This is a genomic window from Streptomyces sp. NPDC048644 (assembly GCF_043199105.1).
GTDB lineage: Bacteria > Actinomycetota > Actinomycetes > Streptomycetales > Streptomycetaceae > Streptomyces.
Genome location: NZ_JBICVO010000008.1, coordinates 127,724 through 146,605 on the forward strand (window position 1 = coordinate 127,724; position 18,882 = coordinate 146,605).

At 72.1% G+C, this 18,882-nt stretch carries 11 protein-coding genes; 4 read left to right on the forward strand and 7 right to left on the reverse strand.

Going from position 1 to position 18,882, the window contains the following annotated elements; all coding sequences use genetic code 11:
• Positions 1–247 precede the first annotated feature (247 nt).
• The 3 genes from ACGFNI_RS19775 to ACGFNI_RS19785 all read right to left on the reverse strand — a co-directional run bounded on the left by ACGFNI_RS19775 (position 248) and on the right by ACGFNI_RS19785 (position 5,142).
• Positions 248–1,537, reverse strand: a complete 1,290-nt coding sequence (locus tag ACGFNI_RS19775) for a citrate synthase (RefSeq protein WP_393685405.1) — start codon at positions 1,535–1,537, stop codon at positions 248–250.
• 179 nt (positions 1,538–1,716) lie between these two features.
• A complete protein-coding gene (locus ACGFNI_RS19780; protein WP_393685407.1) occupies positions 1,717–3,936 on the reverse strand; it encodes an ATP-dependent RecD-like DNA helicase in 2,220 nt (739 codons plus the stop codon).
• A gap of 54 nt (positions 3,937–3,990) precedes the next feature.
• Positions 3,991–5,142, reverse strand: coding sequence for a Gfo/Idh/MocA family protein (locus ACGFNI_RS19785; RefSeq protein ID WP_393685409.1), 1,152 nt, complete (start codon positions 5,140–5,142; stop codon positions 3,991–3,993).
• Positions 5,143–5,349: 207 nt separating this feature from the next.
• Here ACGFNI_RS19785 and ACGFNI_RS19790 point away from each other — a divergent pair, with 207 nt between their 5' ends.
• Together ACGFNI_RS19790 and ACGFNI_RS19795 are read left to right on the forward strand one after the other, a co-directional pair.
• Positions 5,350–6,225, forward strand: coding sequence for a sugar phosphate isomerase/epimerase family protein (locus ACGFNI_RS19790; RefSeq protein ID WP_393685411.1), 876 nt, complete (start codon positions 5,350–5,352; stop codon positions 6,223–6,225).
• Between the two features lie 315 nt (positions 6,226–6,540).
• A complete protein-coding gene (locus ACGFNI_RS19795) occupies positions 6,541–8,382 on the forward strand; it encodes a glycoside hydrolase family 3 protein (protein WP_393685413.1) in 1,842 nt (613 codons plus the stop codon).
• A gap of 59 nt (positions 8,383–8,441) precedes the next feature.
• Here the strand turns inward: ACGFNI_RS19795 and ACGFNI_RS19800 are convergent, their stop codons facing one another.
• Together ACGFNI_RS19800 and ACGFNI_RS19805 are read right to left on the reverse strand one after the other, a co-directional pair.
• Positions 8,442–9,893 (reverse strand): S28 family serine protease, encoded by a 1,452-nt coding sequence (locus ACGFNI_RS19800; RefSeq protein ID WP_393685414.1) that lies wholly within the window; start codon positions 9,891–9,893, stop codon positions 8,442–8,444.
• Positions 9,894–10,026: 133 nt separating this feature from the next.
• Positions 10,027–10,854 (reverse strand): helix-turn-helix domain-containing protein, encoded by an 828-nt coding sequence (locus ACGFNI_RS19805; protein WP_393685416.1) that lies wholly within the window; start codon positions 10,852–10,854, stop codon positions 10,027–10,029.
• A 227-nt stretch (positions 10,855–11,081) separates the two neighbouring features.
• Here ACGFNI_RS19805 and ACGFNI_RS19810 point away from each other — a divergent pair, with 227 nt between their 5' ends.
• Together ACGFNI_RS19810 and ACGFNI_RS19815 are read left to right on the forward strand one after the other, a co-directional pair.
• Positions 11,082–11,297, forward strand: coding sequence for a hypothetical protein (locus ACGFNI_RS19810; protein ID WP_393685418.1), 216 nt, complete (start codon positions 11,082–11,084; stop codon positions 11,295–11,297).
• Entirely contained in the window at positions 11,294–11,509 is a 216-nt protein-coding gene (locus ACGFNI_RS19815; protein ID WP_393685420.1) for a hypothetical protein, read from the forward strand. The genes ACGFNI_RS19810 and ACGFNI_RS19815 overlap by 4 nt, the downstream gene beginning before the upstream one ends.
• A 10-nt stretch (positions 11,510–11,519) precedes the next feature.
• Here ACGFNI_RS19815 and ACGFNI_RS19820 read toward each other — a convergent pair whose 3' ends face one another.
• Positions 11,520–15,488: an ABC transporter ATP-binding protein gene (locus tag ACGFNI_RS19820; protein ID WP_393685421.1), complete on the reverse strand. Its 3,969-nt coding sequence runs from the start codon at positions 15,486–15,488 to the stop codon at positions 11,520–11,522.
• A 555-nt stretch (positions 15,489–16,043) separates the two neighbouring features.
• The gene (locus ACGFNI_RS19825) at positions 16,044–18,860 is read right to left on the reverse strand and encodes a discoidin domain-containing protein (RefSeq protein ID WP_393685422.1); all 2,817 of its coding nucleotides are present in this window, start codon (positions 18,858–18,860) and stop codon (positions 16,044–16,046) included.
• Positions 18,861–18,882 lie beyond the last annotated feature (22 nt).

Here is an 18,882-nt window from a genome sequence, read left to right on the forward strand (position 1 = left end):
GCTTTGAGCGGCCCTCCCGAATGTGCGCGTCCCGGCAGATCGCGGTGCACCCGGAACGCCCGGACGGATCCCGTGGGGGGAATCCGAACCGGGACATGGGAAGCGCCCCGTGCTCTGGACCCGTGGGGGGATCTGGAGGCGGGGCGCTTTCGTTTCTGCCGCCATGACACCGCCCGCGCACGCGTCCGGCCCCCGCCCGGTGGGGGCGAGGGCCGGAGCCGGTGTCAGCGTGCGCGGCGCGGAGCCGTCAGCGCTGCTCGACCGGGATGAAGTCGCGCTCGACGGTGCCGGTGTAGATCTGCCGCGGGCGGCCGATGCGGGAACCGGGCTCCTTGATCATCTCGTGCCACTGGGCGATCCAGCCGGGAAGCCGGCCGAGCGCGAAGAGCACGGTGAACATCTCGGTGGGGAAGCCCATGGCCCGGTAGATCAGGCCGGTGTAGAAGTCGACGTTCGGGTAGAGCTTGCGCTCGACGAAGTAGTCGTCGGAGAGCGCGTGCTCCTCCAGCTTGAGGGCGATGTCCAGCAGCTCGTCGGACTTGCCGAGCGCCGAGAGGACGTCGTGCGCCGCCGCCTTGATGATCTTCGCCCGGGGGTCGAAGTTCTTGTAGACGCGGTGCCCGAAGCCCATGAGCTTCACGCCGTCTTCCTTGTTCTTCACCTTGCGGATGAAGGAGTCGACGTCGCCGCCGTCCCGCTGGATGCCTTCCAGCATCTCCAGCACGGACTGGTTGGCGCCGCCGTGCAGCGGGCCCCACAGGGCGTTGATGCCGGCCGAGATCGAGGCGAAGAGGTTCGCCTGCGAGGAGCCGACCAGACGCACGGTGGAGGTCGAACAGTTCTGCTCGTGGTCCGCGTGCAGGATCAGCAGCTTGTCCAGGGCACCCACGACGACCGGGTCGAGCTCGTACTCGGCGGCCGGCACCGAGAAGGTCATCCGCAGGAAGTTCTCGACGTACCCGAGGTCGTTGCTCGGGTACACGACGGGGTGGCCGACCGACTTCTTGAAGGCGTACGCCGCGATCGTCGGCAGCTTGGCCAGCAGCCGGATCGTGGAGATGTGCCGCTGCTGCTCGTCGAACGGGTTGTGGCTGTCCTGGTAGAACGTCGACAGCGCGCTGACGACCGACGACAGCATGGCCATCGGGTGGGCGTCCCGGGGGAAGCCGTCGTAGAAGCGCTTGACGTCCTCGTGCAGCAGGGTGTGGTACGTGATGTCCTGCTGGAAGTTCGACAGCTGGTCGACGGTGGGCAGCTCACCGTTGATCAGCAGGTAGGCGGTCTCGACGAACGTGCTGCGCTCTGCAAGCTGCTCGATCGGGTAGCCGCGGTAGCGCAGAATCCCCTGCTCACCGTCCAGATAGGTGATCGCGGATTTATACGCAGCGGTGTTGCCGTAACCGGAATCCAGGGTCACCAGACCGGTCTGGGCGCGCAGCTTCGAGATGTCGAAGCCCTTGTCGCCGACGCTGCTGTCGACGATCGGGTAGCTGTATTCGCCGTCCCCGTAACGCAGTACTACAGAGTTGTCGCTCACGTCATCCCTCACCGACGTTGTGCCTCTTCTTCGAGGTGCCCTGACTGCCTATACCTTCCCCCATTTGGACCTTGGATGTGCACTCGGGGTCGGCCATAGGGCCTCCAGACGGCACTCAGTGCCGTCTGCCTGCCCCATCCTGCTCCCCTTCGCCCCGATAAGGGAAGTCGGCCGCGCCCTCACATCGCCCCCGCGAGCCGGTGATCCAGCGCGGTGCACCGCCGACCGGCGGAAACGGTGCGCACGGCCTGCCCCAGCGCCCTGCGGGAACCCACCAGCACCACCAGTCGTTTTGCCCGGGTCACGGCCGTATACAACAGGTTGCGCTGCAACATCATCCAGGCGCCCGTGGTGACCGGAATCACCACTGCCGGGTACTCGCTGCCCTGCGATCGATGGATCGTCACCGCATAGGCGTGCGCCAGTTCGTCCAGCTCGTCGAAGTCGTAAGGGACCTCCTCGTCCTCATCGGTGCGCACCGTCAGCGTCTGCTCGTCGGCGTTCAGCGCGGTGACCACGCCGACCGTGCCGTTGAACACGCCGTTGAGGCCCTTTTCGTAGTTGTTTCTGATCTGGGTGACCTTGTCGCCGACGCGGAAGACCCGGCCGCCGAAACGGCGCTCGGGCAGGTCGGGGCGGGCGGGGGTGACCGCCTGCTGGAGCAGACCGTTCAGCGCGCCCGCACCGGCCGGTCCGCGATGCATCGGCGCCAGCACCTGGACGTCCCGCCGCGGGTCCAGGCCGAACTTCGCCGGGATCTTGCGGGCCGCCACCTCGACGGTCAGCCGCCCCGCCTCCTCGGTGTCCTCCTCGACGAACAGGAAGAAGTCCGGCAGGCCCTGCGTCAGCGGCAGCACCCCGGAGTTGATGCGGTGCGCGTTCGTCACCACCCCGGACTGCTGCGCCTGCCGGAAGATCCTGGTCAGCCGGACGGCGGGCACCGGGCCCGTCTCGGCGAGCAGATCCCGCAGCACCTCGCCGGCGCCGACCGAAGGCAGCTGGTCGACGTCCCCCACCAGCAGCAGGTGGGCTCCCGGCGGCACCGCCTTGACCAGCTTGTTGGCGAGCAGCAGATCCAGCATCGACGCCTCGTCGACCACCACCAGGTCGGCGTCCAGAGGCCGCTCGGCGTCGTACGCGGCGTCCCCGCCCGGCTTCAGCTCCAGCAGCCGGTGGACCGTGGAAGCCTCCGCGCCGGTCAGCTCGGACAGCCGCTTGGCGGCCCGCCCGGTGGGGGCCGCGAGCACCACCTTGGCCTTCTTGGCGCGGGCCAGCTCGACCACGGAGCGGACCGTGAAGGACTTGCCGCAGCCGGGGCCTCCGGTGAGCACCGCCACCTTCCGGGTCAGCGCGAGCCGCACCGCGTCCTGCTGCTCGGGCGCCAGCTCGGCGCCCGTACGCCGCGCCAGCCAGGCCAGCGCCCGGTCCCAGGCGACGTCCCGGAACGCGGGCATCCGGTCCTCGTCCGTCCGCAGCAGCCGGGTCAGCCGGCCGGCCAGCGAGATCTCGGCTCGGTGGAAGGGCACCAGATAGACGGCGGTGACCGGCTCCCCGCCCTCGCCGTCCGGCACCTTCTCGCGCACCACGCCTTCCGGGTCGGCCGCCAGCTCGGCCAGGCAGTCGATGACCAGGCCGGTGTCGACCTGGAGCAACTTCACGGCGTCCGCGATCAGTTGCTCCTCGGGGAGGAAGCAGTGCCCCTGGTCGGTCGACTGCGACAGGGCGTACTGGAGGCCGGCCTTGACCCGCTCCGGGCTGTCGTGCGGAATCCCGACCGACTGGGCGATGCGGTCCGCCGTCAGGAAGCCGATGCCCCACACGTCGGCCGCCAGGCGGTAGGGCTCCTCGCGGACCACGGAGAGGGAGGTGTCGCCGTACTTCTTGTAGATGCGCACCGCGATGGAGGTCGAGACGCCGATGCCCTGGAGGAAGATCATGACCTCCTTGATGGCCTTCTGCTCCTCCCACGCGGCGCCGATCAGCCGCGTCCGCTTCGGGCCGAGGCCCGGCACCTCGACCAGGCGCTCCGGCTGCTGCTCGATGACGTCGAGGGTCTCCAGGCCGAAGTGCTCGGTGATCCGGTCGGCGATGCGCGGGCCGATCCCCTTGATCAGGCCGGAGCCGAGATAGCGGCGGATGCCCTGGATCGTGGCGGGCAGGACGGTGGTGTAGTTCTCGACCGTGAACTGCTTGCCGTACTGCGGGTGGGAGCCCCAGCGCCCCTCCAGGCGCAGCGACTCGCCCGGCTGCGCGCCGAGCAGCGCCCCGACGACGGTCAGCAGGTCACCGGCGCCGCGCCCCGTGTCGACGCGCGCGACCGTGTAGCCGCTCTCCTCATTGGCGTAGGTGATCCGCTCCAGGACCCCTTCGACCACTGCCGGCTTGACCGTGCTGTCCATGCTCCGAACGGTACCGCCGGGGTACGACAACGCCGCCGGGACCGGGCGTGGCCGTCACCCGCCGTCCTCCGGGACCTCCAGCCTGCGGCCCAACCGTGCGGAGCGCACGCCCAGTTCGGCGAGCCGGACGCCGCGTGCGCCGGCCGCCAGGTCCCAGCGCCAGGGCTCGTCGCAGACCACGTGCCGCAGGAAGAGTTCCCACTGCATCTTGAAGGCGTTGCCGTCATCGGCGTCGGCGGGCACCTCCTGCCACTGTGCGCGGAAGCGGTCGGCCGACGGCACGTCGGGGTTCCAGACCGGCCGGGGCGTGGTGGCGCGGTGCTGGATCCGGCAGCCGCGCAGCCCGGCGACGGCCGACCCCTCGGTGCCGTCCACCTGGAACTCCACCAGTTCGTCGCGGTGCACACGGACCGCCCAGGAGGAGTTGATCTGCGCGACGATGCCGCCGGCCAGCTCGAAGACCGCGTAGGCGGCGTCGTCGGCCGTCGCCTCGTAGGGCACGCCGTTCTCGTCCCAGCGGCGCGGGATGTGCGTGCTCAGGTGTGCCTGGACGCTGGTGACCGGGCCGAACAGCTCGCGCAGCACGTACTCCCAGTGCGGGAACATGTCGGCCGCGATGCCGCCGCCGTCCTCGGCCCGGTAGTTCCAGGAGGGGCGCTGGGACGGCAGGCCGCCGCCGTCGAAGACCCAGTAGCCGAACTCGCCCCGTACGGACAGGATGCGGCCGAAGAAGCCGTCCGTCACCAGGCGGCGGAGCTTGCGCAGTCCCGGCAGGAAGAGCTTGTCCTGGACGACGCCGTTCTTGACGCCCGCCGCCTCGGCCAGCCGGGCCAGTTCCTGCGCGCCGGCGGCGTCGCCCGCGGTGGGCTTCTCGACGTACACGTGCTTCCCGGCGGCGACGGCCTTGCGCACCGCCGCCTCGCGGGCCGCCGTGACCTGCGCGTCGAAGTAGATCCCCACGGAACCGTCGGAGAGCACGGTGTCCAGGTCGCAGCTCCAGTGGTCGATGCCGTAGCGGTCGGCCAGTATCCGCAGCTTGTCGGACGACCGGCCGACGAGTACCGGCTCGGGCCTGATCACCGTCCCGTCGGCGGCGGTCAGGCCGCCCTCGTCGCGCAGGGCGAGGACGGAGCGTGCCAGGTGCTGGGTGTGCCCCATGCGCCCGGTCACGCCGTTCATGGCGATGCGTACGGTCGTGTGTGTCACGGTCCGGCCCCTTACGCGGTGCGGCGGCAACGGCGGTGGTGCGGCGCGCTGGTGAACCGACGGTAGCGGTGCGCCGCCCGGACGGAAACAGCCCGCACCGCGGCGCGCCGCCACCCTGCGCGGCGGGCCCGCGCGGCGTACGGTGGCCCGGCTCCGGGGCACGCTCCCCGGGGCGCCCCTGTGTGACCTCACGGACGGGAGGAACCCATGAGCCGGACGAGCCGGGATGCCGGTGCGGTGCGCTACGCGTTCTCGACCCTGGGGGTGCCCGGCATGCCGGTGCCCGAGGTGCTGCGGCTCGCGGTGGACACCGGATACCAGGGGGTGGAGCTGCGGGCGCACCCGGAGGAGCCGGTGCACCCGGGGGTGAGCGGGGCCGAACGCGCCGTGGTGCGCGGGCAGTTCGCCGACGCGGGGGTCACAGTGCTGGCCGTCGCCGGGTACGCCCGCGTCGCCGAGGAGCAGGACGCGGCGGGCGAGCGGGATCTGGCGGACCGGCTGCGGGAACTGGTGGAACTCGCCGCCGACCTGGGCGCGCCGTTCGTACGGGTCTTCCCCGGGGGCGGCGACCGGCCGGCCGCCGATGCCGACGCGGACGCCGCCCGCAGGCTCGCCGCGCTGGCCCCGTTCGCCACCGGGCTCGGGGTCCGCGTCCTGTTGGAGACGCACGATTCGCACCGCACCGGGGCAGCCGCCGCCCGGGTGCTCGGCCTGGTGGGGCACCGGTCCGTCGGCGCGCTCTGGGACGTGCTGCACACCGGGCTCGGCGGCGAGGAACCGGCCGCAAGTCACGCGGCGCTCGCTCCGTACCTGGGCTATGTGCAGGTCAAGGACGTCGCGTCGGCCGAGAACCTGACGCCACTCGCGCTCGGCACCGGGACACTGCCGCTGGCCGACTGCCTGGCCGCGCTCGGCAGAGGTACGGGCACGGTGGACGCGACGGTCGAGGAGTCCGGCACCGGGCGCTGGCTGTGCTGGGAGTACGAGAAGCGGTGGTATCCGCAGGCGGCGCCGCTGCCGGGACTGCTGGCCGCCGGCCGCCGCCACCTCCAGGGACTGCCGGCCGCGCGGCCCGCCCCCTGAGCCATCCCTCGCCCCGCCCCTGATGCACCGTCGGGGCTCTCCCCCAGCCGTCCCTGACCTGCCACCCCGGCTCTCCCTCAGTCGTCCCTGACCTGACGCCCCGGCTCTCCCTCAGTCGTCCCTGACCTGCCGTCCGGGCTCATCCCTGCCCGCCCCGAGCCGCCGTCGGGGTCCGGCCCGCACATTCCCCGGTGGTCCGCAACCGCCGGGCGCCACCGCCCGCCGGGTCATTGACCCGATCTCACTTTCGGGTTATCCGTTTGTCCTTGGACGTTTCCTCCACTTCGCCGGGGCAGCCCTCCGGAAGGAGCGCACATGCACTCCAGACGTACCGTCCTGACCACCGCCGCAGCGGCAGCCGCCGCCTGCGCCGCGGCCGGTCCCGCGCAGGCCGCGGAGCAGGCCGCCGTCCGCCCGCCGTCCGTATCCGACGACCGCGGCGCCACGGCGGCGCGGGACCGGCTGCGGCGCCTCATCTCCGGCATGACACCGGAGGAGAAGGCCGGCCAGCTCTTCGTGATGCGGGTCTACGGGCACTCCGCGACCGACCCCGACCCGGCCGACGTGGAGGCCAACCGCAAGGAGATCGGCGTCACCAACGCCGCTGAGCTGATCGCCAGGTTCCACGTCGGCGGCATCATCTACTTCACCTGGGCGCACAACACCCGCGATCCGCACCAGATCGCCGAGCTGTCCAACGGCATCCAGCGGGCCGGTGCGGCCCAGCGGGTGCCGGTGCCGCTGCTGATCTCCACGGACCAGGAGCACGGCGCCGTGGCGCGGATCGGCGCGCCCGCCACCCTCCTGCCCGGGGCGATGGCCCTCGGCGCCTCCGGCTCGCGCGACGACACCTGGACGGCCGGCCGGATCAGCGGTGCCGAGCTGTACGCGATGGGAATCCGGCAGGACTACGCGCCGGACGCGGACGTCAACGTCAACCCGGCCAACCCGGTCATCGGCGTCCGTTCCTTCGGCGCCGACCCGCAGGCAGCGGCAAGGAGGGTGGCCGCCGCGGTGCGCGGCTACCAGAGCGCCGGGGTCGCGGCCTGCGCCAAGCACTTCCCCGGGCACGGCGACACCGACACCGACAGCCACGTCGGGCTGCCGTATATCCACCACACCGCCGAGGAGTGGGAACGGCTCGACGCCCCGCCGTTCCGGGCCGCCATCGCCGCCGGCATCGACGCGATCATGACGGCGCACATCGTCGTCCCGGCCTTCGACCCGTCCGAGGACCCGGCCACCCTCTCGCACCCCATCCTCACCGGCGTCCTCCGCGAACACCTGGGCTACGACGGCGTGGTGGTGACCGACTCACTCGCCATGCAGGGCGTGCGGGAGAAGTACGGCGACGCCCGGGTGCCGGTCCTCGCCCTCAAGGCGGGTGTCGACCAGCTGCTCAACCCGCCGGACCTCGCCGTCGCGCACGCCGCCGTCGTGCGGGCCATGAAGGACGGCGAACTGGCCGATGACGACATCGACACCAAGCTGCTGCGCATCCTGCTGCTCAAGGAGCGCCGCGGCCTGTTCGCCGATCCGTACACCTCGCGGCAGGCCGTCGACCACGCGGTCGGCACCCGTCGGCACCTGGACACCGCGGACCGGATCGCGGACCGCACCACCACGCTGCTGCGCAACGACGGCGGGCTGCTGCCGCTCTCCCGCCGCCGCGAGCGCCGCGTGCTGGTGGCGGGGGTGGACGCCGCCGCGCCGACCGGCACCGGCGGGCCGCCCACCGATGTTCTGGCGCGCGAGCTGACCGGGCTCGGCTTCACCGCGACCGCGCTGCCGACGGGCCCGAAACCGTCCCAGGAGCTGATCGACCGCGCGGTGGCGGCGCTGGACGAGCACGACGCGGTGGTGGTCGCCACGTACGACGTGACCGCTGACTCCCCGCAGCGCGCCCTGGTCGCCGCGCTGCTGGCGACCGGGAAGCCGGTGGTGCAGCTGGCGGTCCGCGGCCCGTACGACATCGCGCAGCTGGACGGGGTCCGTGCGGGGCTCGCGAGTTACTGCTGGACGGACGTCGAGCTGCGGGCCGCCGCCCGGGTGATCGCGGGACGGCGGGAACCGGAGGGTCGTCTTCCGGTGCCGGTGATGCGGGCCGACGCCCCGGACACCGCGCTCTACCCGGTCGGGCACGGCCTGGCGTACTGACCCCGGCACCACAACGGCGCGCTCCGGGCCCGGAGCGCGCCGTTGTCGCGGTCAGGAGGTCACGGGCGCAGCGCCGGCATCCGACGGCTCTCGCGCCGGTCCAGCTTCTTGTCGTACGGCGCCTGCGGCGTCACCTCACCGGCTCCGACGCCTGACCAGTCGAGGAGTGCGGCGGTGGCCTTCGTCCGGTCCGCGTCCTTCAGGAGGCTGATGTCCGAGCCGTGGTTGCCGCCGGGGACCGTGAAGACGTACGCGTCCTTCGCGCCCTTGCCCGGCTCGAAGTGTTCCGAACTCCACGGGTCGAACTCGCCGTTGACGAACATCATCCGCTCGGCGTGGTGGCGCACCCAGCGGTCGATATCCGGCATGGCGCGCTTGTCGAAGCGCATCGGGATGTCCCGCGGCACGAACGTGCGGGAATTGTTGATGCCCGGGTACTTGAGCAGCCCCTTCAGGTGCGGGTAGCGGTATCCGGGCTCGCCCATCTGGGTTCCGGCCTGGTAGTAGTACGGCGTGTACGACTCCATGCCCTGGTCGGTGTAGCTCGCGAAGCCGCCGACCTCGTCCATCCACGTCCACAGGTCGTCGGTGGAGACACCGGGCTTCGGCACGTCGGCGCAGGCGGTGGCGGCGGGCTGGTACTGCCAGAAGCCGAACTCCAGGTCGGTGACCATGACTTCGTAGGCGCGGTCCACGGTGCCGAAGAGGCCGAAGGTGCGCTTCTCCTTCGCCGCCCACCGCGCGAACCGCTCGTCCATCTCGTCACGCCGCTTCAGCGCCTCGCGGGTGACGGCGTGCAGGGCGCTTCGGCATTCGGCGGTCCCGACGGTCCGGAAGAACCGGTCGTACGCGGAGTCCTCGTCGTTGTCGACGTCGTTCGGCGCGACGTAGGCGACGGTGCCGTTCATGTCCTGCGGGTGGAAGCGGCGGTAGTACGTCGCCGTCATGCCGCCCTTGCTGCCGCCGGTGGCGATCCAGTTCTTGCGGTAGATGCGGTGCAGCGCCTGGTAGATGCGGTGCTGGTCGTCGGCCGCCTGCCGGATGGTCAGCTTCCGCCAGTCCGCGGGCTGCGGCCTCGACGGGGTGAAGTAGCGGTATTCCAGGGAGACCTGGTTGCCGTCGATGAGGCGGGTCGGTTCGCTGCGGGACGGCGTGGTGCTGACGTTGTAGCCCGAGGTGAAGAAGACGGTCGGGCGGTCCACCGACTTGTGGAGCAGGGTCAGCCGCTGCTGGAAGGTGCCCTTGGAGGGGTGGCGGTGGTCGATCGGCTGCGTGTAGTTCAGGACGAAGTAGCGGTACCCGTCGACCGGTTTCTCCGCTATGAGGCTCATACCGGGTATCGCGCGTATCCGGTCCTCGATGTCCGCGGACGCCGGGCCGGCGGTGCCGGTCGCCGCTGTGGCGCTGGGTATCGGCCCGGCGGCGGTGGCCGCTCCCGCCGTGGTGGTTCCCGCGCCCGCCGTGCCGATGAGCACGGCGAGCGACAACAGCCCTCTGAGCGTTCTTCGCATACTCACTCCCCTGGGGTCACAAAGGTCGCGCCGAACCTATCGGGGCCTTTCGCTGCCCCACCAGCCCCTTTCGTCCTCACGTTCGACGAGTGAGGTGTGTGCCTGGTGTCCTGCGCGCCCCTCGGGGAGCGGCTCAACCGGCCGTGGGCCGCGCCAGGTAGGAGCCGAGGCGGGGCAGCGCTCCCCACAACTGGTCGAAGTAGCCGGAGAAGTACGACATGAAGGTGGGGTCCTCCACGCTGAAGCCGTTCAGCTTCTCCTGGGCGCCGCCGGAGAAGGCCAGGAAGACCACGTTGTCGTCGATCAGCGCCATGTTGAGGCCGTCCGCGTCCGCGCCCCATCGCAACACCCTGGCCTGGTAGTTCTTGATGCCGCAGGTGTCATCGTGGTGTCGGCGCGCCCAGTCGAGCATCTCCGGCAGCGGCGACCCGGCGGGCTCGGGTACGCCGATGACGCGCTGCACATAGCGGCCGTCGGAGCCCTCCCGTGCCCAGTCCAGGATGGCGTCGAAGTACTCGGCCGACGCCGGGGTCGTGTAGTGCGTGGGCGGCTCGCAGCGGGTGTAGGTGACGCGGACGGACGCACGGGCGCTGCGGATCCGTTCGGCGGCTGCGCCGTAGAACTCCGGGTTGGTGCGGTACCAGTGCGCGGACAGCATGGCCTCGCCGACGACCTGCCGCGCCGTACCGCCGTGCTGCAACGCGTCCAGGGCGTCGGCGGTGCGGCGCCACAGCGGGCGCAGCCGCTCCGGCCGGCCGCCGCAGGCCCGCACGAACGCCTCGGTCGCCTCCCAGTCGGGGAAGCGGTGCGCGTTGACGTAGGCGGAGACCGCGCTGCGCGAACAGCGCATCTTCTCGGCGATCACCCCGTCCGTGGGGTTGTCGCACTCGCGTTTCACCCGCCGCAGTTCCGCGGCGAAATCGGCCAGCGGGCCCGGAGCCCGATCGGTACGGCTGGTCATGCCTCTCCCGAGCTGTCCGCCGGTGGTGACACCAGACGTTCGTGAGTGACCGTCATTGTCCGTGAAATACACGGGAGTTCGCCAGTGTCCGGTACCGGCACGGTGCTGCCCGGGAAGGTCTACGCGCGTCTCCGTCCCGTGGTACGGCCCTCTCCCGCTGCGCACACTGCCCTTGTGACCACCTGCGACTGCCCCCGCCCCGGGGGCGGAGGAGAGCGAGGAGCCTCATGTCCTTCCAGCTGAACGTCGCCCTGCCCCTCGCGGCACTGGCCTTCCTGGCCGTGCTCGCGACGGGCTTCGTCCTCGTCCTGCACCCCGACGCGGCCGGCGGGCTGCCGCAGGGTGCGGAGTGGCTGCTGCCGCTGGCCGCGGCCGTGGCCGTCCGGCCGGGCCGCGGACCCGCCACCGGTGGTGCGCCGGGTGCCGTGCGGGGTGCCAGGTGACCGCCGCCGGCGCCTGTCCTTCCTGCGGAACGGACACCGCGACGGCCCTCGCCTACACCTCACCAGGGGTGCACTGCGGCGGCCAACTGATCGTCCTGCACTGGCAGTTGTGCGGCGTCTGCGGGCGGTCCGCACTGCGGCGGGTGGACCGCACGGGCGAGCTGCCCGACTGCGTGCCCGGCAGCCGGCCGGCGAGTCCGGTGTGCCGCTGACCGCGGCGCCTCACACCTTGGCCGGTTCCTCCTCGCCCGTGAAGCTGCGCCACAGGGCGGCGTAACGGCCGCCGCGGGCGAGGAGTTCGGTGTGCGTGCCGTCCTCGGCGACCCTGCCGTGGTCCATCACCACGACCCGGTCGGCGCGGGCCGCGGTGGTCAGGCGGTGCGCGACGACCAGGGTCGTCCGGCGGCCCACGAGACGGTCGGTGGCCTGGTTGACGACGGCTTCGGACGCGAGGTCCAGGGCCGCGGTGGCCTCGTCGAGCAACAGCACGTCCGGGTCGACCAGTTCGGCGCGGGCCAGTGCGAGCAGCTGGCGCTGGCCCGCGGAGAGGTTGCGGCCACGCTCGGCGACTTCGTGGAGGTAGCCGCCGTCCAGGGTGGCGACCATCGCGTGCGCGCCCACCGCCCGCGCCGCGGCCTCCACCTCGGCGTCGGTGGCGTCCGGGCGTCCGTAGGCGATGGCGTCCCGGACCGTTCCGGCGAACAGGTAGGACTCCTGGGGGACGACGCCGAGGCGGTGGCGGTAGCCGGTCAGGTCCAGCTCGCGCAGGTCGGTGCCGTCGGCGCGGACCGCGCCCGACGTCGGGTCGTAGAACCGGGCGACCAGCTTGACCAGGGTGGACTTGCCGGCGCCCGTCTCCCCCACGAAGGCGACCGTCTGGCCCGCGGGTATGACCAGATCGACGCCGGTCAGGGCCTGTTCGGACGCCTCGCCCTGATTGCCGTAGTGGAAGTGGACGTCGTCGAAGGTGATCTCGCCGCGCAGGGCCGGCACCGGGCGCGGCTGCTCGGGGGCCGGGGTGGTGGTCGGCTCGCGCAGCAGTTCCTGGATGCGGCCCAGCGAGACGGATGCCTGCTGGTAGCCGTCGAAGACCTGGGAGAGCTGCTGCACCGGGGAGAAGAACAGGTCGATGTAGAGGAGGTACGCGACCAGCGCGCCCGCGCTGAGCGTGCCGGCGCCGACCCGCCCCGCGCCCACGATGAGCACCATGGCGGCGGCGACGGACGACAGCAGCTGCACGAACGGGAAGTAGAGCGATATCAGGAACTGGCCGCGGACCCGCGCCTGCCGGTAGGCGTGGCTGCGGTCGGCGAACCGGGCGGCGCCGAGGCCCTCGCGGCGGAACGCCTGCACGATGCGCAGTCCCGCGACGCTCTCCTGGAGGTCGCCGTTGACGACGCTGATCCGCTCGCGCGCCAGCTCGTACGCCTTGACGCTCTGCTTGCGGAAGAAGTACGTGCCGATGATCAGCGGCGGCAGCGTGGCGAAGACGACCAGCGCCAGCTGCACGTCGATGACCAGCAGCGCGACGAGGATGCCGAAGAAGGTCAGCAGGGAGACGACGGCGGTGACCAGGCCGGTCTGGAGGAACGTCGACAGGGCGTCCACGTCGGTGGTCATCCGCGTCATGATCTTGCCGGTCAGCTCGCGCTCGTAGTAGTCCAGGCCGAGGCGCTGGAGCTGCGCGAAAATCTTGACGCGCAGCGAGTACAGGACCCGCTCGCCGGTGCGTCCGGTCATCCTGTTGGAGCCGATCTGCGCGGCCCACTGGGCGAGGACGACGAAGAGGGCGATGGCCGCCGCGGCCCACACCCCGGCCAGCACCCCGCGGCGTACGCCCTCGTCGATGCCCTGCCGGATCAGGATCGGTACGAGGAGACCGCCCAGCGCGTCCACGGCCACCAGCGCCAGGGCGATTCCCAGCGGCCTGCCGAAGCCGTGCAGCAGGCGGCGCAGCCCGTAGGAGCGCTCGGAGCGCGCGGCCCGCTGCTCGTCGATGTCCGGGGTGTCGGTGGCCGGCGGGAGGGCCGCGACCTGGGCGAGCAGCTCGGGGGTGGCGGGCATCCCGGCCATCGCGGCACCCATGCCGGGGCCCGCGGCAGCGGCGGCCTGCGCCGTGCCCGCCGCGACCGCCACGGCCTCTTCGTCGCGGCGGACCCACAGCTCGGGGGTGATCCCCGCCGTCCCGGCGCGGGCCCCGTCGGGGGCGGAGTGCGGGGCGTCAGGGTCGTCGGTGTGCAGGACGTCGGGGTCGGTGTCCGGGACGGACTCGGGGATCTCCGGGTCGAGGGTGAGGAGACCGGACGCCGCGTACTCGCCGCCGAACGCGCCGGACACCGCCTCACCCGCCGGGTCGTGGGCGACGCCGCCCAGCTCATCCGGGTCGGTCAGCAGCCTGCGGTAGAGCGCGCAGCGGCCGGCCAGCTCGTCCTGGGTGCCGATGTCGACCAGCCGGCCGCCGTCCAGGACGGCGACCCGGTCGGCGAGCGCCAGGGTCGACGCGCGGTGCGCGATGAGCAGGGTCGTGCGGCCGGCCATCACGCCGCGCAGCGCCTCGTGGATCTCGTGCTCGACGCGGGCGTCGACCGCCGATGTCGCGTCGTCCAGGACCAGCAGCCTGGGGTCGGTGAGGATCGCGCGGGCCAGGGCGACGCGCTGGCGCTGGCCGCCGGAGAGCGTCATGCCCTGCTCGCCGACCTTGGTGTCGTACCCCTCGGGCAGTTCGCTGATGAAGCCGTCGGCCTGGGCGGCGCGGGCGGCGGTGCGGATCTGCTCGTCGGTGGCCTCGGGGTGGCCGTAGGCGATGTTGTCGCGCACCGAGTCGGAGAACAGGAAGCTGCTCTCGGGGACCAGGCCGATGACGGCGCGCAGCGATTCCAGGGAGAGGTCGCGTACGTCGTGGCCGCCGACCAGCACCCGGCCCGCGGAGACGTCGTAGAAGCGGGGCAGCAGCAGCGAGACGGTGGACTTGCCGCTGCCGGAGCTGCCGACGACGGCCACGGTCTCGCCGGGGGCGATGCGCAGCGAGAAGCCGTCCAGAACGGGCCGGGCGGGGGCGCTCTCCTGCCCTGCCGCTCCGGCCTGCTGGGTGCCGGGGGTCTCGCCCGCGGCCCGCGTCCCGTCGGCGGTCGCCGGGCCGTATCCGAAGGTCACCGCGTCGAATTCGACGCTCGCCGGGGCGTCGGCGGGGAGCGCGTGCGCGTCCTCGCGTTCCACGATCACCGGCTCGGTGTCGATCAGTTCGTAGACCCGCTCGACGCCGGCCCGTGCCTGCTGGCCGATGGTGAGCATCATGGCCAGCATCCGGACCGGGCCGACCAGCTGGGCGAGGTAGGTGGAGAAGGCGACGAAGGTGCCGAGGGTGACCTGCCCCCGGGTGGCCATCCAGCCGCCCAGGGCGAGCATCGCGACCTGGCCGAGAGCCGGGACGGCCTGGAGGGCGGGGGTGTAGACGGAGTTGAGGCGTACGGTGCGCAGCCGCCCGGCGAACAGCCTGCGGCTGACCTCCCTGAGCTTGCCGGTCTCCTGCTCCTCCTGCCCGAAGCCCTTGACGACCCGGACGCCGGAGACCGCGCCGTCCACGACACCGGCCACCGCGGCGGCCTGGCCCTGCGCGTACCAGGTGGCGGGGAAGAGCCGGTCGCGGCTGCGCTTGGCGATGAACCACAGGGCCGGGGCGACCGCCAGCGCGACGACGGTGAGCAGCGGGGAGAGGATCACCATGACGACCAGGGAGACCACGAACAGCAGGACGTTCCCGATCATCATGGGCGTCATGAACAGCAGCCCTTGTATGAGCTGAAGGTCGCTGGTGGCGCGGCCGATGACCTGGCCGGTGCTCAGCTCGTCCTGCCGTCGGCCGTCCAGCCGGGCGATCGAGCCGAACATGCGGGTGCGCAGGCTGTGCTGCACGTCGAGGGCGAGCCGGCCGCCGTAGTAGCGCCGTACGTAGGTGAGGGCGTAGACGACGACAGCGGCGACGATCATGAGTGTCGCCCAGGGGGCGAGCGGGCGGTCGTGGCTGACGATCACGTCGTCGATGATCAGCTTCGGTACGAGCGGGACGAGCGCCATCACGGCCATACCGCCGAGCGAGGAGCCGAGCGCCAGCAGCACGTCCCTGCGGTAGTGCAGGCAGTCGCGGAGCAACCGCCGCGTCCAGCCCTGTCGTGCCGTATCCGTCCCCGTCACCCGATGCCTCCCGCACCTCGACCCTTGATCGAAGACTCCAACACCGCGACGTGTGTTTTTCATCCCGTCGTAACAATTCGAGGGGTCGAATGGGGGTTCCGTCGGGGAGGTGTCGGGGCCGCGTCGGGGTGGCATCGGGGGTGGCGCAAGGAATGGCACCGGACGGTCGGCGGCCACCGGGTGACGCCCCTTACCCGGCCTCAGGGGCGGATTCGGGTGGTCTTGGGGAGATCCCTGACGAGACCGGAGCCCGCAGCCGTCACGCTGAGTGACATGACATCACAGACCTGCTGCCGCCTCGCGGTGGCGCTCGCCGGAGCAGCCGCCGTCGCCCTGCTCGCGGGAACACCCGCATCCGCCGCCGCGGCGCCGCGCTGCATCGCGACGGCCTCCCCTTCCTTATGCGGGGACGAGCGGCCCCCGGCCGACGGCCCCGAGCACGGCGCCGGACGGCCGGGGCGTCCGCCGGACATCGGGGCGGGCAACGGCCGGGTGCGGCCGGGGCTGTGGACACCCCGGCCGCACCCGCCACCGCACTCCCGGCAGCGAGGCGGGTCAGCGCCCGCTTCCGGTGGCCTTGTCGACCGTCAGCTCCGAGATCCCCGGATGCTTCTTCGGAGTGCCGTCGGCCGCCGGTGTCCCGTCGCCGTGCACCACGACGCGTACGTAGCGGGCCGGCGTCCGGCCGGCGTAGCCGGTCCCGGTCCAGTGCCTGCCGTCCCGCGAGACCTGCACGACATAGGACTTCGGCGCGGTCGCGTTCCAGTGCGGGGTGACCTGGCCGACGCGGAGGACGCGGCCGAGGTCGACGGTGAGCGTGCCGGTGGCGGCGTCGGGCACCCAGGCGGTGGCCGTGTTGCCGTCCACCGCGGCGGCGGCGTACATGCCCGGCTCTTCGGACGTGGCCTTCGCCGGGGTGCAGCGGGCGGCGTTCGACGTCGGCGTCAGGTCGGGGCGGCGGGTCTTGAGCACCACCGGCATGCTCGCGCTCACCACCCTGTCGCCCTCCGGCGCCTCGATCCGCATCGGCTCGCCCGCCGTGAGACGCACGGTGGTGTGGTCCGCGCCGATCGCCACGTCGTACGTCCTGCCCTGCCAGTGCAGCCCACGCAGGGTGACGCCTTCGGACAGCTGCGGCGGCAGCGTCGGGTCGAGATGCACGCTGTCCTCGCGCAGCCGCAGTCCCGTCAGACCGTGGGTGAAGGTCTGGAGGAAGCCGCCCTTGCCGGTGAGGAAGTCCTGGGCGGGCTTCCCTGCGTGCGGATCCTCGGCACCCGCCTTGTCGCCCCGCGCCTCGGAGAACTGCGCGAAGGGGCCGCGCACGAACGGCTTGATGGAGCGCAGGAGATAGGTGTAGGCCGAGCAGCCGGGCTCACCGATGCCGGCCGCGTCGATGGCGTGCACCGAGTCGGTCATGGCCGGGCCGTCGGGGTCGGTGCGGGCGGCGTAGTAGTCGAGGGTGGCGGCGGCCCGCTCCTGGGGCATCGGCCACTCCAGCGGGTACATCAGCAGCACGGTGTCGGCCTGCTTGATGGTGGTGCCCCGGTAGCCGTCGTACTGCTGGAAGACCTTGTTCTTCGCGTCGTAGGGGATACGGAGCTTGTCGGCGATGGTCTTCCAGGAGGCGGGGGCGCGCTCGCCGAGGATCTCGGCGACGCGGGCGGCGTGCCGCAGCGCGGTGGCGGCGCCGGCGTTGGTGAAGACGCCGTCGTCCACACCGTTGCTGTATTCATCGGGCCCGGCGACGTTCTTGACGGAGTAGCTGCCGTCGGCGTTGCGGGTGGCCCGGGAGGCCCAGAATTCAGCGATGCCCTTGAGCACCGGCCAGCCGCGCGCCTTCAGCCAGGCGGTGTCCTTGGTGGCGAGGTAGTACTGCCAGGTGGCGAGGGAGATGTCGCCCATCAGGTGGTTCTGGGTCTTGCAGTGCGGCGGATCCCAGCTGTGGCACTCGTTCCACAGGTCGCCCTTGCTGCCGCTGGTCCAGGCGTAGAACAGCCCGTCGTAGCCGAGCTTCTCGGCGTTGGCGCGGGCCCCGGCGCGGGTCTTGTAGCGGTAGTCGACGATCGACCTGGCGAGCGCGGGGTGGGTCGCCAGCAGCCCCGGATACATCCAGGTCTCGGCGTCCCAGAAGACCTCGCCGGCGTAGTTGTCGCTGGTCAGTCCGGTCGGGCCGATGCTGTTGCGGCTGCCGGCGCGGGTGCTGGACAGCAGCCCGTACTGCGCCGAGCGCACCCACGACTGGAGGTCGGGCCGCCCGTTGACCTCGATGTCGCTGCGCCACAGCTTCTGCCAGGCGGCGGTGTGCCGGGCGAAGAGCGTGTCCCAGCCGCGTCCCGCGGCCCGCCGGGAGGCGGCGTCCGCGGCGGCCCGCGGGGTGCGGGAGGTGAGGGCGGTGTCCACGCCGACGTACTTGGTCAGCCGGTACGAGCGGCCACTGCGGACGGGAAAGGTCACCTTCTGCCGGTTGGTCAGGCCGGACGCCTGCTTCGGCTGCCGGACGGGGCGGGGGTGCACCCCGTGCCCCGGACGCAGGGTCGAGGCGACGGCACCCTCGGTCTTCGTGCCGTCGGTGCGGAAGGCGACGTCCATGGTGCCGCCGCCGGATGGTGCCGGGGTGCCGGCGGCCTTCATCCGGCGGGCGCCGCGTCCGTCGAGTACGTCGGTGACCGTGGCGGTGCCGCTCCAGTGGGGCGTCATCCGCAGCCGCACGGCGCCGGTGTGCGCGTCGGTGCGGTCGGCGAGTACGTCGTAGACCAGGTCGGTGGCGCGGCCGTCGGCGGCGGTCCAGGTCAGGGAGGTGCGGACGAATCCGCAGCGCAGGTGGAGTGTCTGGCGGTAGTGGGAGATCCGTCCGGGGGCGGTCGCCGAGGAGAAGGTCTCGGCGTGTGCGCCACCGGTGGCGACGTCGAGGGTGGTCCAGGTGGGGATCGCCGCGATGGCTTGCCGGCCTTCGACGTTCTCGGGGCCCTTGGCGTAGAGCCCCGAGACGAACGAGCCGTCGTACTCCGGGGTCTTCAGCGGCCAGCCGGTCTCTCCTCCGGGTGCGGCGTAGCCGGTGCCGTTGGGTGGTACCCGCTGGCCGAGGTAGCCGTTGCCGACGAAGGCGTGATGGCTGTCGTCGGGGTCGATGCGGGGGGAAGTCGCCGTCCAGCCGCCGCCCTTGGCGCACGGTGCGTTCGCGGCGGGTGGTGGTTGCGGGGCGCTTCCCGGGTCCGTCGCGGCGTGCGCCGAGGCGGGGGACAGGGCGGCGACCAGTGCCCCCGCGAGGAGCGGGGAGACCAGTCGGTGCGGCCGGGGGTTCCGGCGGCGGGCGGGCCGGCCGTCGGCATGCTGGGCCGGCGGCTCCGCAGGGTGGTGTGCCGAGTGAGTCATCGCTCTCCGTCGTCCGTGCGCG

Bases quoted from the DNA above. Each gene is read 5' to 3' on its own strand.
- ACGFNI_RS19780 (WP_393685407.1), bottom strand. From the start codon at position 3,936: ATGGACAGCACGGTCAAGCCGGCAGTGGTCGAAGGGGTCCTGGAGCGG.
- ACGFNI_RS19790 (WP_393685411.1), top strand. From the start codon at position 5,350: ATGAGCCGGACGAGCCGGGATGCCGGTGCGGTGCGCTACGCGTTCTCG.
- ACGFNI_RS19795 (WP_393685413.1), top strand. From the start codon at position 6,541: ATGCACTCCAGACGTACCGTCCTGACCACCGCCGCAGCGGCAGCCGCC.
- ACGFNI_RS19800 (WP_393685414.1), bottom strand. From the start codon at position 9,893: ATGCGAAGAACGCTCAGAGGGCTGTTGTCGCTCGCCGTGCTCATCGGC.
- ACGFNI_RS19805 (WP_393685416.1), bottom strand. From the start codon at position 10,854: ATGACCAGCCGTACCGATCGGGCTCCGGGCCCGCTGGCCGATTTCGCC.
- ACGFNI_RS19810 (WP_393685418.1), top strand. From the start codon at position 11,082: ATGTCCTTCCAGCTGAACGTCGCCCTGCCCCTCGCGGCACTGGCCTTC.
- ACGFNI_RS19825 (WP_393685422.1), bottom strand. From the start codon at position 18,860: ATGACTCACTCGGCACACCACCCTGCGGAGCCGCCGGCCCAGCATGCC.